This window comes from Sphaerotilus sp. (assembly GCF_031429695.1).
Classification (GTDB): Bacteria; Pseudomonadota; Gammaproteobacteria; order Burkholderiales; family Burkholderiaceae_C; genus Sphaerotilus.
In genome coordinates this window covers 25251-39186 of record NZ_JANPAB010000019.1, presented here as the reverse complement: position 1 = coordinate 39186, position 13936 = coordinate 25251, and the positions used below count along the sequence as shown (strand labels likewise).

13 protein-coding genes are annotated in these 13936 nt (G+C 65.4%); 2 read left to right on the top strand and 11 right to left on the bottom strand.

Annotation, left to right across the window (positions count from 1 at the left end; translation table 11 throughout):
* The 9 genes from gmd to RMP06_RS04565 all read right to left on the bottom strand — a co-directional run.
* A partial coding sequence (gene gmd / locus RMP06_RS04605; protein WP_310460604.1) for a GDP-mannose 4,6-dehydratase occupies positions 1 to 845 on the bottom strand: 845 nt, incomplete at its 3' end.
* Between the two features lie 46 nt (positions 846 to 891).
* The gene (locus RMP06_RS04600; RefSeq protein WP_310460607.1) at positions 892 to 1803 is read right to left on the bottom strand and encodes a GDP-L-fucose synthase family protein; all 912 of its coding nucleotides are present in this window, start codon (positions 1801 to 1803) and stop codon (positions 892 to 894) included.
* A gap of 60 nt (positions 1804 to 1863) precedes the next feature.
* Positions 1864 to 2985 carry a Wzz/FepE/Etk N-terminal domain-containing protein gene (locus RMP06_RS04595; RefSeq protein ID WP_310460603.1) on the bottom strand — a complete coding sequence of 374 codons (1122 nt, stop codon included), beginning with the start codon at positions 2983 to 2985 and terminating at the stop codon, positions 1864 to 1866.
* A 33-nt stretch (positions 2986 to 3018) separates the two neighbouring features.
* Positions 3019 to 4917 (bottom strand): SLBB domain-containing protein, encoded by a 1899-nt coding sequence (locus tag RMP06_RS04590; protein WP_310460602.1) that lies wholly within the window; start codon positions 4915 to 4917, stop codon positions 3019 to 3021.
* Between the two features lie 151 nt (positions 4918 to 5068).
* Positions 5069 to 5620 (bottom strand): dTDP-4-dehydrorhamnose 3,5-epimerase, encoded by a 552-nt coding sequence (rfbC, locus tag RMP06_RS04585; protein ID WP_310460601.1) that lies wholly within the window; start codon positions 5618 to 5620, stop codon positions 5069 to 5071.
* Positions 5621 to 5622: 2 nt separating this feature from the next.
* On the bottom strand, positions 5623 to 6504 hold the full coding sequence (gene rfbA, locus RMP06_RS04580; protein WP_310460600.1) for a glucose-1-phosphate thymidylyltransferase RfbA: 882 nt from the start codon (positions 6502 to 6504) through the stop codon (positions 5623 to 5625).
* 38 nt (positions 6505 to 6542) lie between these two features.
* Positions 6543 to 7436 carry a dTDP-4-dehydrorhamnose reductase gene (gene rfbD / locus RMP06_RS04575; protein ID WP_310460606.1) on the bottom strand — a complete coding sequence of 298 codons (894 nt, stop codon included), beginning with the start codon at positions 7434 to 7436 and terminating at the stop codon, positions 6543 to 6545.
* A 5-nt stretch (positions 7437 to 7441) separates the two neighbouring features.
* On the bottom strand, positions 7442 to 8506 hold the full coding sequence (gene rfbB / locus RMP06_RS04570; protein WP_310460599.1) for a dTDP-glucose 4,6-dehydratase: 1065 nt from the start codon (positions 8504 to 8506) through the stop codon (positions 7442 to 7444).
* Positions 8507 to 8569: 63 nt separating this feature from the next.
* On the bottom strand, positions 8570 to 10033 hold the full coding sequence (locus RMP06_RS04565; RefSeq protein WP_310460598.1) for a mannose-1-phosphate guanylyltransferase/mannose-6-phosphate isomerase: 1464 nt from the start codon (positions 10031 to 10033) through the stop codon (positions 8570 to 8572).
* Between the two features lie 294 nt (positions 10034 to 10327).
* Between RMP06_RS04565 and RMP06_RS04560 the strand changes: the two genes are divergently transcribed.
* The gene (locus RMP06_RS04560) at positions 10328 to 11809 is read left to right on the top strand and encodes a DEAD/DEAH box helicase (RefSeq protein WP_310460597.1); all 1482 of its coding nucleotides are present in this window, start codon (positions 10328 to 10330) and stop codon (positions 11807 to 11809) included.
* A 24-nt stretch (positions 11810 to 11833) separates the two neighbouring features.
* Here the strand turns inward: RMP06_RS04560 and RMP06_RS04555 are convergent, their stop codons facing one another.
* Entirely contained in the window at positions 11834 to 12604 is a 771-nt protein-coding gene (locus RMP06_RS04555) for an SAM-dependent methyltransferase (protein ID WP_310460596.1), read from the bottom strand.
* Positions 12601 to 13248, bottom strand: coding sequence for a Maf family nucleotide pyrophosphatase (locus RMP06_RS04550; protein WP_310460595.1), 648 nt, complete (start codon positions 13246 to 13248; stop codon positions 12601 to 12603). Before RMP06_RS04550 ends, RMP06_RS04555 begins: the two co-directional genes overlap by 4 nt.
* Before the next feature lie 46 nt (positions 13249 to 13294).
* Between RMP06_RS04550 and RMP06_RS04545 the strand changes: the two genes are divergently transcribed.
* The gene (locus RMP06_RS04545) at positions 13295 to 13900 is read left to right on the top strand and encodes a YceD family protein (RefSeq protein ID WP_310460594.1); all 606 of its coding nucleotides are present in this window, start codon (positions 13295 to 13297) and stop codon (positions 13898 to 13900) included.
* Positions 13901 to 13936 lie beyond the last annotated feature (36 nt).

The window sequence follows — 13936 nt, the reverse complement described above, 5'->3', positions numbered from 1 at the left end:
TCGCCTTCGAACTTGACCGTGACGCCCAGTTCAGCCGCCGCGCGTTCGACAAACTGCCGCACGCTGTATTGCACACCGGTAGCGATGACAAAGTCTTCGGCCGTATCCTGCTGCAGCATCAGCCACTGCATTTCAACGTAGTCGCGGGCGTGGCCCCAGTCGCGCAGCGCGCTCATGTTGCCGAGGTACAGGCAATCTTGCATGCCCAGCGAAATGCGGGCGATGGCGCGGGTGATCTTGCGGGTGACGAAGGTTTCGCCACGCAGCGGGCTTTCGTGGTTGAACAGGATGCCGTTGCAGGCGTACATGCCATAGGCCTCGCGGTAGTTCACCGTGATCCAGTAGGCATACATCTTGGCCACCGCATACGGGCTGCGCGGGTAGAAGGGCGTGGTTTCCTTCTGGGGGATTTCCTGCACCAGGCCATACAGCTCCGAAGTGCTGGCCTGATAGAAGCGGGTCTTCTTTTCCAGGCCCAGGATGCGGATGGCTTCCAGGATGCGCAGCGTGCCGATGCCGTCCGCGTTGGCGGTGTATTCCGGCGTCTCGAAGGACACGGCCACGTGGCTCATTGCCGCGAGGTTGTAGATCTCGTCCGGCTGCACCTGCTGGATGATGCGCACCAGGCTGGTGGAATCAGTCAGATCCCCGTAGTGCAGCGTGAACTGGCGGTTGTCGACGTGCGGATCCTGGTACAGGTGGTCGATGCGGTCGGTGTTGAACAGGCTGCTGCGGCGCTTGATGCCGTGGACTTCATAGCCCTTCTTGAGGAGCAGCTCGGCCAGATACGCGCCGTCCTGCCCCGTCACGCCCGAGATCAGGGCAACCTTCTTGTTCGTCGACATAGCTTCGTTACTTCCGTTGAAAAATTTGAATGAATCGGTAAATGGATCAGGCGCGATGGAACGGCGCTGACTCATAGGCAAGGCGGATGCCGTCGCGCAGACCGGTCCTGGCCGTCCAGCCCAGGCCAGCCAGGCGGCTGACGTCGAGCAGCTTGCGCGGGGTGCCGTCTGGCTTGGTGGCGTCAAAGGTGATGCGGCCCCGGAAGCCGACCACGTCCATGACGGTTTCGGCCAGCTCGCGGATGGTCACGTCGGTGCCGGTGCCAATGTTGACCAGCGGGCCGGCGTAGCCGCGCTCCATCAGGTGGACACAGGCGTCGGCCAGATCGTCCACATAGAGGAACTCGCGCATGGGGGTGCCGCTGCCCCAGACGACGTATTCATCGTCGCCGCGCAGCTTGGCCTCATGCGCCTTGCGCATCAGCGCGGGCAGCACGTGGCTGCTGGCGAGGTCGTAGTTGTCGTTCGGGCCGTAGAGGTTGGTGGGCATGACGCTCACGTACTGGCGGCCGTACTGGTGGTTGTAGGCCTCGGCGAGCTTGATGCCGGCGATCTTGGCGATGGCATAGGGCTCGTTGGTGGGCTCCAGCGGGCCGGTGAGGAGGTAGTCCTCCTTGATGGGCTGCGGGCAGTCGCGCGGGTAGATGCAACTGGAGCCGAGGAACATCAGGCGCTGCACGCCGGCGAGGTGGGCGCCGTGGACCAGGTTGGCCTCGATCAGCAGGTTCTGGTAGAGGAAGTCGGCGCGGTAGAGGTTGTTGGCCTGGATGCCCCCGACCTTGGCCGCGGCGATGAAGAGGTAGTCAGGGCGCTCTTCCGCCAGGAAGGCCTGCACGGCGCGCTGGTCCAGCAGATCCAGCTCCGCCCGGGTGCGGGTGATGACCTGGGTGTAGCCGCCGGCCTGCAGGCGGCGCACCAGCGCGCTGCCGACCATGCCACGGTGTCCAGTCACGAAAATCTTGATACTGTTCACTGTATTTCCGTATTTAAGGCCGATTTCACACCACACTCATATGCATCAGGGAGCAGTCGATGACGGTCGCTTGATACCCAATATCACTGCACGCGCAACAAAGATCAGCCCGCCCAGCAAAGCGAATCCAACGGCAAACATTCCCCGCTTCGGTTTACTTTTCTTGTCCGGAGTCGTCGCCACATCCACCACTTGGATGATGGCACCTTCACGGCTTTCGTCGAGCCGTGCAATCTCAAACTGCTTGGCATACAGTTCAAACAGCGTTTCTTGATACTTGTAATCACGATAACGCCCGACATACCCGGCATCGGCTTCGCTAGCAGCATCGCGCGGGTCTTTACGCTCCAGTTTCACCAATTCGGATCGCAATGCTGCCAACTGCGCCTGCTGCTGCTGCACTTCCGGTGCAGCGTCAGTCAAGGCACGCCGCAAGGTCTGAAGGCGAACCTCGGCTGCAGTTGCCTCGGCACGCAACCGGGCATACCCGTCGGCAACAGCTTTGGGCTCTGCGCGCAATGTCGAGGCATTGAAGCCACTGGCCTGCAGCGCCATCTGTGCCTCCGTGAGGCGGGACTTGGTTTCCTCAAGCTTTTGCTCAAAGAAACGCCGACGTTGCTGCGCCTCGCTGACTGCCAATGTATTCGTCATCAGTCTCAGCTCATCAACGTAGGCATTGGCGATCTCCGCCGCACGATTGGGATCGTAATCATCGACCTCGATCAGGATCAACCCATCTTTCTTGCCTGCAGTGATGACCGCATTTTTCAGAAGTGTTTGCCTCGCATCCGAGCGGTACGTCTCTTCATAGAAATCCATTAATTTGAAACGATCAATGAGTCGATCCGACACAGTAACGCTCTGCATCAAGGCGATGTATTGATCTACTGAACTTTTCAGACCACCACCCGCCAAACCTGCCAATGCGCCAAGCGAATTCAATGCAGCAGCAGCAGAGCTTTGCTGCTGCTGCGGAGGCATAACAATCGTGCGCGCCGTGAAAACAGGCCTCATCAGCGAGGCGCCGCCAAAGCCCAGAGCACCCGAGAGCAAGCCTCCCACCACGATGGACTTCCATCGAAATCCGATCATCTGCGCCAACTCAGTCAGACTGATGCCATCGTCTTCATCCTCGACCATCAGGTCGATGTCACTGTGCGATTGCATACCAGAATTCACATTCTCACAATTTATAAGATCTCAGTTCTGCAGCGTCTTCAACGCCGCCGCCCCGATACCAAACTGATACAGGATCTGCGTCCATTCCTTCAGATCCTGGACCCAGGTGGTCTTGTTCATCATTTCCGGCACGAACACGGTATCTCCCGGCTCCGCCTTGACCTTGGTCACACCGCCCACCAGTCCGAAGAAGGAGGACCGTTGCAGTTGACTCAGGACGCTGCCGTTCGGACGCAGCACGAACGTGGCACCCGGGTCCGACCCGCGGGTCGGACCTCCGGCCAGGTCCAGGAATTCACCCAGCGTCTTGCCGGGCTCCAGCAGAAACGCACCACTGTTGAACACCGAGCCGAACACGCTGACCGTGGTCGGCCGCGCCGGCACGTAGACACGGTCCCCGTCCTCGATGGGCAGGTCGGGAATCGTGCTGGCGTCCGGCGCCAGCTGGAGAACGATCCGCCCGGTCGGACGGACCTGGCGGAGCTTGTCGATCAGGCGGGACGTGGCCGTGCTGCGCTGCTCGAAGGTCGCGGCCTCGTCGGCACTGATGGCGCGCTGGGTCGCCGAGGCGCGGGCGAACTCGGTTTCCATGTCACGCAGTGCGCGGTCATAGCTTTGCTGCTGTGCAACTCGGACACTTTCACGCGTGAACTCCGTGCCATACACGTAGGCATTCGGCGTCAATCCACCCGCCAGACCCACCACCATGCGCGTCGTGACACCCGGCGGAAGCACATATTCGCCTGGCTTGAGCACCTCGCCTTCGATGCGCACACGCTTGTTCTGGCGCGCGACCGGCTGGGTCGCATCGACCGCGCTGAAAGCGCGCAGCACATCGCCGCTGCCCGGCGCCTGGGCGTTGTCTTCGGGCAGGCTCAACTGGGTGATGCGGGTCTTGGAACGGTCATCGAGCCGCTCGATCGCCAGACGGCTGCGGTCAGCCACCGCCGTGAACCCACCCGCCATCGCGACGATGTCCGCGATTTTCTCGCCCGAATTCATCTCGAAGATGGCGGGCCGGTTGACGCTGCCGACCAGGGCCACCTGCGGGCCGATCGGGCCGACGTGGATCACGTCGCCGTTCTGCACGACCCGGTCCGCGCTGCGGTCACCCTTGAGCAGCAGGTCGTAGAGGTCGTAGCGGGTGACGGTTTCCTTGCCGCGCCGCAGCTCGATGCTGCGCAGGCTGCCTGCGGAGGCCGGTCCGCCGCTGCGCATCAGCGCATTGACCACGCTCGACAAACCGCCCACGGTGTAGACACCGGGCCGCTTGACGTAGCCGGTCACATACACCCGCACGCTGCGGATCTGGCCGAGCGACACGCTGATCTGGTAGTTGCGGAACACCTGCCCCACGCGGCGCGAGATGACGTCCGTCAGATCGGCGTAGCGCACGCCAGCCACCATGATCGTGCCGACACGGGGAATCGAGATGCGCCCGCTCCGGTCGACCATGACGCGCAGATCGGCGTCGACCGAACCCCAGAGCGAGATCTGCAGTTCGTCACCGGAGCCGACGATGTAGTCCGCCGGCACCAGGCCGCTCGACTCAGCGATGTCGTAGCTGGCCTTGCCGGTGATGAGCTCCTGGCCGAAGCGCTGCACTCCGGTGTAGCCCAGCTTGCGCACGTAGGTTTCGAATTCGTCGACACCAGCACCGGTTGCCCGGTTGAACGGTGCCGCCGGATCCTCCTGCACAACGGCATCTTCGCGGTCACGCAGACGCTCGTCCGTCGGATCCATGCCGGCACGGGCCGCCGATGGACGTGTCGGCGACTGCTGCAACCGCACCGGGCCGTTGGCATTCGTGCCGGCACCGCTGTTGACGGCATTGGTCGACGTGGCCGACGTGCTGTCACTCGGTGTGGCAGAGGTCTGCGCGACCGTCCACGACGACGCTCCCGCAGCAACCAATGCCACAACACTCAGACGACAAAGGGGAGAACTCAGGCGGGAAGCAAGCATGGAGCGTCGGACCAGATCGAAACGACCCCGCGGGGTTGCGGGGTCGGCGCCGATTGTAGAGGGTGGATTCGGAGCGAATATTCGTGGTCCGGATGGGGATAAGGTTTCAGTCGAAACGCCGCGCGTGTGCCAGCACGGGCGCAGCGACATCCTTGCCTGAAAGCAGAGGCGCCATGCCCAGGTCCGGCCAGGTGATCCCGATGGCCGGATCGTCCCAGCGCACCGCGCCTTCGCAGTCGGGCGCGTACAGGTCCGTGGTCTTGTAGAGAAAGTCCGCGCTGTCGCTGGTCACGACAAATCCGTGGGCGAACCCCGGTGGAATCCAGAACTGGCGGTGGTTCTCGCCCGTCAGCTCCACGCCGACCCATTGCCCGAAGGTCGGGCCGCTGCTGCGCAGGTCCACGGCCACGTCGAACACCGAACCGGCGGTGACGCGCACGAGCTTGCCTTGGGCGTGCGGCGGCAACTGGTAGTGCAGTCCGCGCAGCACACCCTTGGCCGAGCGCGAATGGTTGTCCTGCACGAAGTTCACTTCGTACCCGACCACCTCGTTGAACACCTTCTGGTTGTAGCTCTCCATGAAGAAGCCACGGGCGTCACCAAAGACCCTGGGCTCCAGGATGAGGACGTCGGGGATGGCGGTGCGGATGACGTTCATGCTCAATAGACCTTCTCGTGGAGCACCTTCTGCAGGTACTGGCCATAGCCGTTCTTGAGCATCGGCTGGGCGAGTCGCTCCAGTTGTGCGGCGTCGATCCAGCCTCTGCGGTAGGCGATCTCCTCCGGACATGCCACCTTCAGGCCCTGGCGCTTTTCCAGCGTGGCAATGAACTGCCCGGCTTCCATCAGGCTGTCGTGGGTGCCGGTGTCCAGCCAGGCGTAACCGCGGCCCATGATCTCGACGTTGAGTTGCCCCTGCTTCAGGTACACCGCGTTGACATCGGTGATTTCCAGCTCGCCGCGCGGGCTGGGGGCGATGTTCGCCGCGATGTCGCAGACCTGCTCGTCGTAGAAGTACAGCCCCGTGACGGCGTATTGGCTCTTCGGGGCTTTGGGCTTTTCCTCGATGCTGAGGGCGCGGCGCTCGCTGTCGAAGTCGACCACGCCATAGCGTTCGGGGTCGTGCACGTGGTAGGCGAAGACGCTGGCGCCTTCGGTGCGGGCGGTCGCGCTGTTGAGCAGGTGCTGCAGGTCATGGCCGTGGAAGATGTTGTCGCCCAGCACCAGCGCGCTGGGTGCACCGCCGACAAACTCGCGGCCCAGGATGAAGGCTTGCGCCAGACCATCCGGGCTGGGCTGCACGCAGTAGCTCAGGTTCAGGCCCCAGCGGCTACCGTCGCCGAACAGTGCCTCGAAGCGCGGCGTGTCCTGCGGCGTGCTGATGATGAGGATGTCGCGGATCCCGGCGAGCATCAGCGTGCTCAGCGGGTAATAGATCATCGGCTTGTCATAGACCGGCAGCAGCTGCTTGCTGATCGCCAGTGTCGCCGGGTGCAGCCGGGTGCCGGAGCCGCCGGCCAGGATGATGCCTTTGCGTTGCATGGTGGTTCCCTGTGTCCTGTCTGGTGGTCTGGGTGTACTCAGCCGAGGATTTCGGTGAGCATGCGCTCGACACCCTGCTGCCAAGGCGGCAGGCGCAGGCCGAAGCTGGCCTGCAGCTTCGCGGTGTCGAGGCGCGAATTCAGCGGGCGCCTGGCCGGGGTCGGGAAGGCGGTGGTCGGCACCGGGTCGATGGTCTGGACCTTCAGCTCGCGACCGAGGCGGCGAGCCTGTTCGATGACGAAGCTGGCGTAACCGTGCCAGCTCGTCTGGCCACCGGCCACGGCGTGGTAGGTGCCCGACAGGTCCAGGTCCGGCTGTGCCATCGCCGTGCGCAGCATCTGCGCGGTGAGGTCGGCCAGCAGGTCGGCGCCGGTGGGCGCGCCGATCTGGTCGTCGATGACGGTGAGCTTCTCGCGCTCCGCGGCCAGCCGCAGCATGGTCTTGGCGAAGTTGCCGCCACGCGCCGCGTAGACCCAGCTCGTGCGCAGGATGAGATGCTTGCAGCCGCTGGTGCGGATGGCCTCTTCGCCATCGAGCTTGGTCTGGCCGTAGATGCTCAGCGGACCGGTCGCGTCGTCTTCGCGGCGGGGCTGGTCGCCGCTGCCATCGAAGACGTAGTCGGTGCTGTAGTGGACCAGCCACGCACCGGTTTCGGCCGCGCAGCGTGCCAGCACGCCGGGAGCGGTGGCGTTGATGGCGCGGGCGAGATCGGGTTCGCTCTCGGCCTTGTCCACGGCGGTGTGGGCCGCGGCATTGACGATGATGTCGGGGCGCACCGCCGCCACCGTCGCCGACAGCCGCTCGGGCTGGCTGAAATCGCCATGCAGTTCCTTGCTGTCGTGGTCCAGGCCAATGACCTCACCGAGTGGGGCGAGCGCACGCTGCAACTCCCAGCCGACCTGTCCACCCTGACCCAGCAGCAGGATCTTCAGCCCGCTCATGCGCGCGCTCCGTAGTTCTGGCTGACCCAGTCGCGGTAGGCGCCGGTGCGCACCGCGTCGATCCACGCCGTGTTCTCCAGATACCAGCGCACGGTCTTGTCGATGCCGGATTCGAAGGTCTCGGCCGGCGTCCAGCCGATCTCGCGCTCGATCTTGGTCGGGTCGATGGCGTAGCGGCGGTCGTGGCCGGGGCGGTCGGTCACGAACGTGATCTGCGCTTCGTACTGCGTGCCGTCGGCCTTCGGGCGCAGCACGTCGAGCTTGCGGCAGATGACCTGCACGACATCCAGGTTCTTGATCTCGTTCTTGCCGCCGACGTTGTAGACCTCGCCCAGCCGGCCCTTGGCCAGCACCTGGCGGATCGCCTCGCAGTGGTCGCGCACGTACAGCCAGTCGCGGATGTTCTGCCCGTCGCCGTAGACCGGCAGCGGCTTGCCGTCCAGGGCGTTGAGGATCATCAGCGGGATGAGCTTCTCGGGGAAGTGGTACGGGCCGTAGTTGTTCGAGCAGTTGGTGGTGAGCGTCGGCAGGCCGTAGGTGTGGTGGTAGGCGCGCACCAGGTGGTCCGAGCCAGCCTTGCTCGCCGAGTACGGGCTGTTCGGGGCGTAGGGCGTGGTCTCGTTGAACGCCGGATCGGTCTCGGACAGCGAGCCGTAGACCTCGTCGGTGGAGACGTGCAGGAAGCGGAACGCCGCCTTGGGCTCGGCCTCCAGCCTGCTCCAGTACGAGCGCACGGCCTCCAGCAGCTCGAAGGTGCCGACCATGTTGGTCTGGATGAACTCGCCGGGGCCATGGATGCTGCGGTCCACATGGCTTTCGGCCGCGAAGTGCAGCACCGCGCGCGGCTGGTGTGTCTGCAGCAGCTGGCTGACCAACGCACGGTCACCGATGTCGCCCTGCACCAGCGTGCAGCGACCGGCCTCCACGTGCTCGGCGATCGTCTGCGGGTTGCCCGCGTACGTCAGCTTGTCCAGCACGACGATGGGTTCTTCGCTGCGCTCGAACCAGTGGTGGACAAAATTTCCGCCGATGAAGCCGGCGGCGCCTGTGATGAGGATCATGTGCTGAACTGCTGAACGGGTGAGTGAATCGGAATATTCGCGATGCGCGATTGTGCTGGAGACTCAGTTGCGCCCGTAGGTGTCTTCGTAACGCACGATGTCGTCCTCGCCCAGGTAGGAGCCCGACTGCACCTCGATGATTTCCAGCGGCACACGGCCCGGATTGGCCAGGCGATGCACCTGCCCCAGCGGGATGTAGGTCGACTGATTTTCGCTCAGCACCAGCACCTTGTCGCCGTTGGTGATCTCGGCCGTGCCGGTGACCACGATCCAGTGCTCGGCGCGGTGGTAGTGCATCTGCAAGCTCAGGGAGGCGCCCGGCTTGACCATGATCCGCTTGACCTGGAAGCGCGGGCCGCTGTCGATGCTGTCGTACCAGCCCCAGGGGCGGTGGACCTTGCGGTGCAGGCTGTGCTCGGTGCGCCCGGCCTTGTCCAGTTGCGCGACGATCTTCTTCACGTCCTGGCTGCGGCTGCGGTCGGCGACCATCACGGCGTCGGCCGTCTCGATCACCACCACGTCGTCCAGCCCGACCACGCTGACCAGCCGGCCGGACGCGTGGACCAGCGTGTTGTTGCTGTCCTGCGTGATCACGTCGCCGACGCTGGCGTTGCCGTTCGCGTCCTTGCGGGCGACTTGCCAGACCGCGTCCCAGGCGCCCAGGTCGTTCCAGCCGGCGCTCAGCGGCACCATGCGGATGTCGAAGTCACTGCCGGGGCAGCGCTCCATCACGGCGTAGTCGACCGATTCGCTCGGCACGGCCGCGAACTCGGCCTTGCCGGGCCGCACGAAGCTGGCGTCGCACTTGCGCGGCGCCCAGGCGGCGCGGGTCGCTTCGGCGATGTCGGGGCGGAAGGTCTCCAGCGCCTCCATCCACACCGATGCCTTCAGCACGAACATGCCGCTGTTCCAGAAGTAGCCGCCTTCGCTCAGGTAACGCTGGGCAGTTTCCAGGTTCGGCTTCTCGACGAACTGGGCCACGCGGGCCGCGCCGAGTTCAGGGGTCGTGCGGATGTAGCCGTAGCCAGTTTCTGGCGTATCCGGGGCGATGCCGAGGATGGCAATCACCCCTTGCGCCGCCAGGCGGACCGCCTGCTGCAGCGCAACCGTGTAAGCGGCCGGGTCGGTGACCGTCTGGTCAGCGGGCGTCACGACCAGCACCGGATCCGTGCCACCTTCGAGCGCCTGCAATGCGGCCAGCGTCAGGGCGGGCGCGGTGTTGCGGCCGATCGGCTCCAGCAGCACGGCCGCCGGGTTCTGGCGGATCTCGCGCAATTGGTCGAGCACGAGAAAGCGGTGCTCCTCGTTGCCGACGATCAGCGGCGCGGACACGCTCAGGTCGTCGGCCGCCAGCGCAGACAGGCGCTCTGCCGCTTCCTGGAACAGGCTCTGGTTGCTGTCCCCGAGCACCAGGAACTGCTTGGGATAGCCTGCGCGCGACAGCGGCCACAGCCGGGTGCCGCTGCCTCCGGCCATGATGACGGGCTGAACGGCGATGGGCGTGGAAACGGAAATGGTCTGGCTCATGAGAAAACAACGTCCCTGTTGGTGATTGCAGTGCTTGCGGTGCTGAAGATGCGTAGATTCCCTGAATTGTGCAGACCGTCCGGGGCAATTCCGGCTCCTGCCCTGCCCAAGGTCGCTTTGGCCGTGCAAAGTTGGTTTCTTGTTCAGCGTGTGCCAAGGAAGGTTGATCCCTGTGCACGGCACCGGCGTGACGCGAGAAACGCACATCGGACTTGACAAACCGAAGCACCCTTGTGGTCATTTCACGCCAGAACGACACCCACCCACGGCATCCGCGGGATAATCACGCCCGTGATGACCCCCCAACTTGACACTGCGCCCGATCTGGCCGCACCCGCCCGCTTCGACACCCTGCCCCTGGACGCCAAGCTCCAGCGTGCCATCGGTGACGCCGGTTACGAGACGATGACGCCCATCCAGGCCAAGGCCATCCCGATCGTGCTGGAAGGCCGCGACGTGATGGGCGCAGCACAGACGGGCACCGGCAAGACGGCGGCCTTCTCGCTGCCGCTGCTGCAGAAGATGCTCAAGCACGAGAACGCCAGTGCTTCACCCGCCCGACACCCGGTGCGCGCGCTGGTGCTGGCGCCGACCCGCGAACTGGCCGACCAGGTCGCCGTCAACATCAAGACCTACGCCCAGCACAGCAACCTGCGCGTGGCCTGCGTCTTCGGTGGCATCGACATCGCGCCGCAGACGGCCGAACTCAAGCGCGGCGTCGAAGTGCTGATCGCCACGCCGGGCCGCTTACTCGACCACATCCAGCTCAAGAACTGCCAGCTCAACCAGGTCGAGTACGTCGTGCTGGATGAAGCCGACCGGATGCTCGACATCGGCTTCCTGCCCGACCTGCAGCGCATCCTGAGCTACCTGCCCAAGACGCGCCAGACGCTGCTGTTCTCGGCCACGTTCTCGCCAGAGATCAAGAAGCTGGCGCAGAGCTACCTGCAGGATCCCGTGCTGGTCGAAGTGGCCCGCCCGAACGCAACGGCCACCAACGTCGAGCAGCGCTTCTACAGCGTCGCCGACGAAGACAAGCGCCGCGTGATCACGCAGATCCTGCGCCAGCGCGAGATCCGCCAAGCCCTCATCTTCGTCAACTCCAAGCTCGGCGCCGCCCGCCTGGCACGCACCTTCGAGCGCGATGGTTTGCGCACGGCCGCGCTGCACGGCGACAAGTCGCAGGACGAGCGCCTGAAGTCACTCGCCGCCTTCAAGGCGGGTGAAGTCGATCTGCTGGTCGCCACCGATGTGGCCGCCCGCGGTCTGGACATCGCCGACCTGCCCGCCGTCTTCAACTACGACGTGCCGTTCAACGCCGAGGACTATGTCCACCGCATCGGCCGCACAGGCCGCGCCGGCGCCTCGGGCATCGCCATCACGCTGGCGACCCGCGACGACACACGGCTGGTGAGCGACATCGAGAAGCTGATCAAGAAGACGATCGCGCTGGAAACGTTCGAGCTGGAAAACGACCGGCCGCGCCGCCGCCGTGAGGCCGACGACGCGCCGGCGTACAGCGAGCCACGGTCGATGGCCGCGCCAGTTGCCTTGGCAGCACCTGCCGCAACGCCGACACTGCGCCCGATGCGCAGCGGGCGCTCGTCGCAGGATCCGTTCTTCGATCGGCCCTACGAACCTGATCCGAGGGCCGCGCCGGTCTGGGAAGACTCGCCGCCCCCGCCCACCCCGCCGGCGGGGATCAATGCGGCATCGGCGCTCATCAAGCCCAAGCGCCGCATCGCCACCCTGCTGGGCGGCAAAGTTCCGACCTGATCCCGACCGGGGCCTTGACCCCGGTCAGGCGAGGAACGCGAACACGGCGGGCACGTCCGCAGGCAATGTCGGCGGTGCCGAGCGCCATTTCGCCACCCGCTGCGTGCGGGTGCTGCCGCCTTCCAGGGTCAACCCGCAACTGATGCTCAGCCACGTGTCCGGATGCAGACTGGCCAGCAGCGCCTGCGCCATCGCGGCATTCCGGTATGGCGTCTCGATCAGCAACTGGGTCTGCTGCCAGCGGCGCGAGTGGGTTTCCAGCTCGCGCAGGCGCTGCCCGCGTGCGGCTGCATCGGTCGGCAGGTAGCCGACGAAGGCGAAGCTCTGCCCGTTGAGCCCGCTGGCGGCCACCGCCAGGATCAGTGAACTTGGCCCCGACAGCGGCATCACTGTCACGCCCTGTGCATGGGCGACCCGCACCAGTTCCGCGCCAGGGTCTGCCACGGCAGGCAAACCCGCTTCGGACACCAGCCCCATGTCGTGTCCATCCAGCGCCGGTGCGAGCAGTCCGGCCCAATCCGGCGCCGGGGCACGCGCATCCGGCCTGCCCTTGGGCGGACGCGGCAATTCCCGGATCGACAGCGCCTGCAGCGGCTGCGCCAGCGGCACCACGGCGTCCACCCGGTTGAGCAGCGCCCGCGCGCTGCGGGCGTTCTCGGCCACCCAGTGCGTCAGCCCGGCGGCCACACGGATCGCGCCCAGCGGCAACACGTCCTGCAGATCCGGCAAGGGCTTGCCCTCGGCCACCGTGCCGAGGTCGAGCGTGTTGGGCATCAACCAGAGGCGGCCTTTCATGCCACGCTCCCGTGTCCGGCATGGACCGCCAGCGTGTCCAGCCCCGCCTGGCGCAGCAGCGCAGACGTGACGATCAGCGGCAACCCGATCAGGGCAGTCGGATCGTCCGACTCGATCGCGTCGAGCAGCGTGATGCCCAGCGTCTCGCACTTGGCGCTGCCGGCGCAGTCGTAGGGCTGTTCCAGCCGCAGGTAGGTCTCGATCTCGACATCGCTGAGCGCCCGGAACCGCACCGTCACCGGCACACGCCGCACGGCCTCGAAGGCCGTGTCGTGCCGCAGCACCGCCACCGACGTGTGGAACACCACTGTTCGGCCACGCATCGCCCGCAACTGTGCGACAGCGTTGGCGTGGTGACCGGGCTTGCCGACAGCAGCACCGTCCAGTTCAGCCACCTGGTCCGAGCCGATCACCACCGCGTGCGGCCAGCGCGCCGACACCGCCCGGGCCTTGGCCAGCGCAAGCCGCTCGCTCAGCGCGGCAGGTGTTTCACCGGGCTGGGTGGATTCGTCGACATCGGGAGACGCGACATCGAACGGCAACCGAAGCCGTGACAGCAACTCGCGTCGATAGATGGAGGTGGAGGCGAGCACCAGCGCAGGCGGCACGATCGGAAGGAAAGCAGAAGCGGGAGTCGGGACCATCCCGGCATTGTTTCACCACCCCGGCGGGGACCGTACACTGCGCGCCATGAAAGCGCGTGAATTCAATCTCCGCCGCCTCGACGTGCGGCCCTTCGCCGAAGCGGGCGAGCCGATCGACGGCAACACCCCGCTCGGGGACTTCGAGCGCCTGCTCCACCTGCGCCACACGGAGGCCGCCGTCGACACCGCCGCGCCGGTACGCTGGTCCGTGCAGGGTGAACTGCGCACCCGCAGTGGCAGCCCGCCCGAGGTGTGGTTGTACCTGTCGGGTTCGACCTCCCTGTCGCAGCAGTGTCAACGCTGCCTGGAAACCGTCGAGGTGCCCTTGGCGTTCGAGCGCTGGTTCCAGTTTGTCGACAACGAACGCCAGGCCGCAGAGCTGGATGCAGAATCCGAAGACGACGTGCTGGTCATCAGCAGACAGTTCGACTTGCTGGAGCTGGTCGAGGACGAACTGCTGCTGGTGGCGCCGATCGTGCCCAGGCACGAGGTCTGCCCGACCCCGGTGACACTTTCGGCAGGTGACTGGTCCGACGAGCCGGCAAGCCCGGACGCCGAGACAGGTGCACCCTCCACAGAAGCGCCGACCCGCGACAAGCCCAACCCGTTCGCGGTGCTGGCCGCCTTGCGCAAGACACCCGCGAAAGACTGACCAGTCGGTGCGGCGCAACAGCGCCCGGTCGATGCA

Coding starts and splice junctions, on each gene's coding strand:
- RMP06_RS04595 (WP_310460603.1), bottom strand. CDS start 2,985: ATGCAATCGCACAGTGACATCGACCTGATGGTCGAGGATGAAGACGAT.
- rfbC (WP_310460601.1), bottom strand. CDS start 5,620: ATGAACGTCATCCGCACCGCCATCCCCGACGTCCTCATCCTGGAGCCC.
- rfbA (WP_310460600.1), bottom strand. CDS start 6,504: ATGCAACGCAAAGGCATCATCCTGGCCGGCGGCTCCGGCACCCGGCTG.
- rfbB (WP_310460599.1), bottom strand. CDS start 8,506: ATGATCCTCATCACAGGCGCCGCCGGCTTCATCGGCGGAAATTTTGTC.
- RMP06_RS04565 (WP_310460598.1), bottom strand. CDS start 10,033: ATGAGCCAGACCATTTCCGTTTCCACGCCCATCGCCGTTCAGCCCGTC.
- RMP06_RS04560 (WP_310460597.1), top strand. CDS start 10,328: ATGACCCCCCAACTTGACACTGCGCCCGATCTGGCCGCACCCGCCCGC.
- RMP06_RS04555 (WP_310460596.1), bottom strand. CDS start 12,604: ATGAAAGGCCGCCTCTGGTTGATGCCCAACACGCTCGACCTCGGCACG.
- RMP06_RS04550 (WP_310460595.1), bottom strand. CDS start 13,248: ATGGTCCCGACTCCCGCTTCTGCTTTCCTTCCGATCGTGCCGCCTGCG.
- RMP06_RS04545 (WP_310460594.1), top strand. CDS start 13,295: ATGAAAGCGCGTGAATTCAATCTCCGCCGCCTCGACGTGCGGCCCTTC.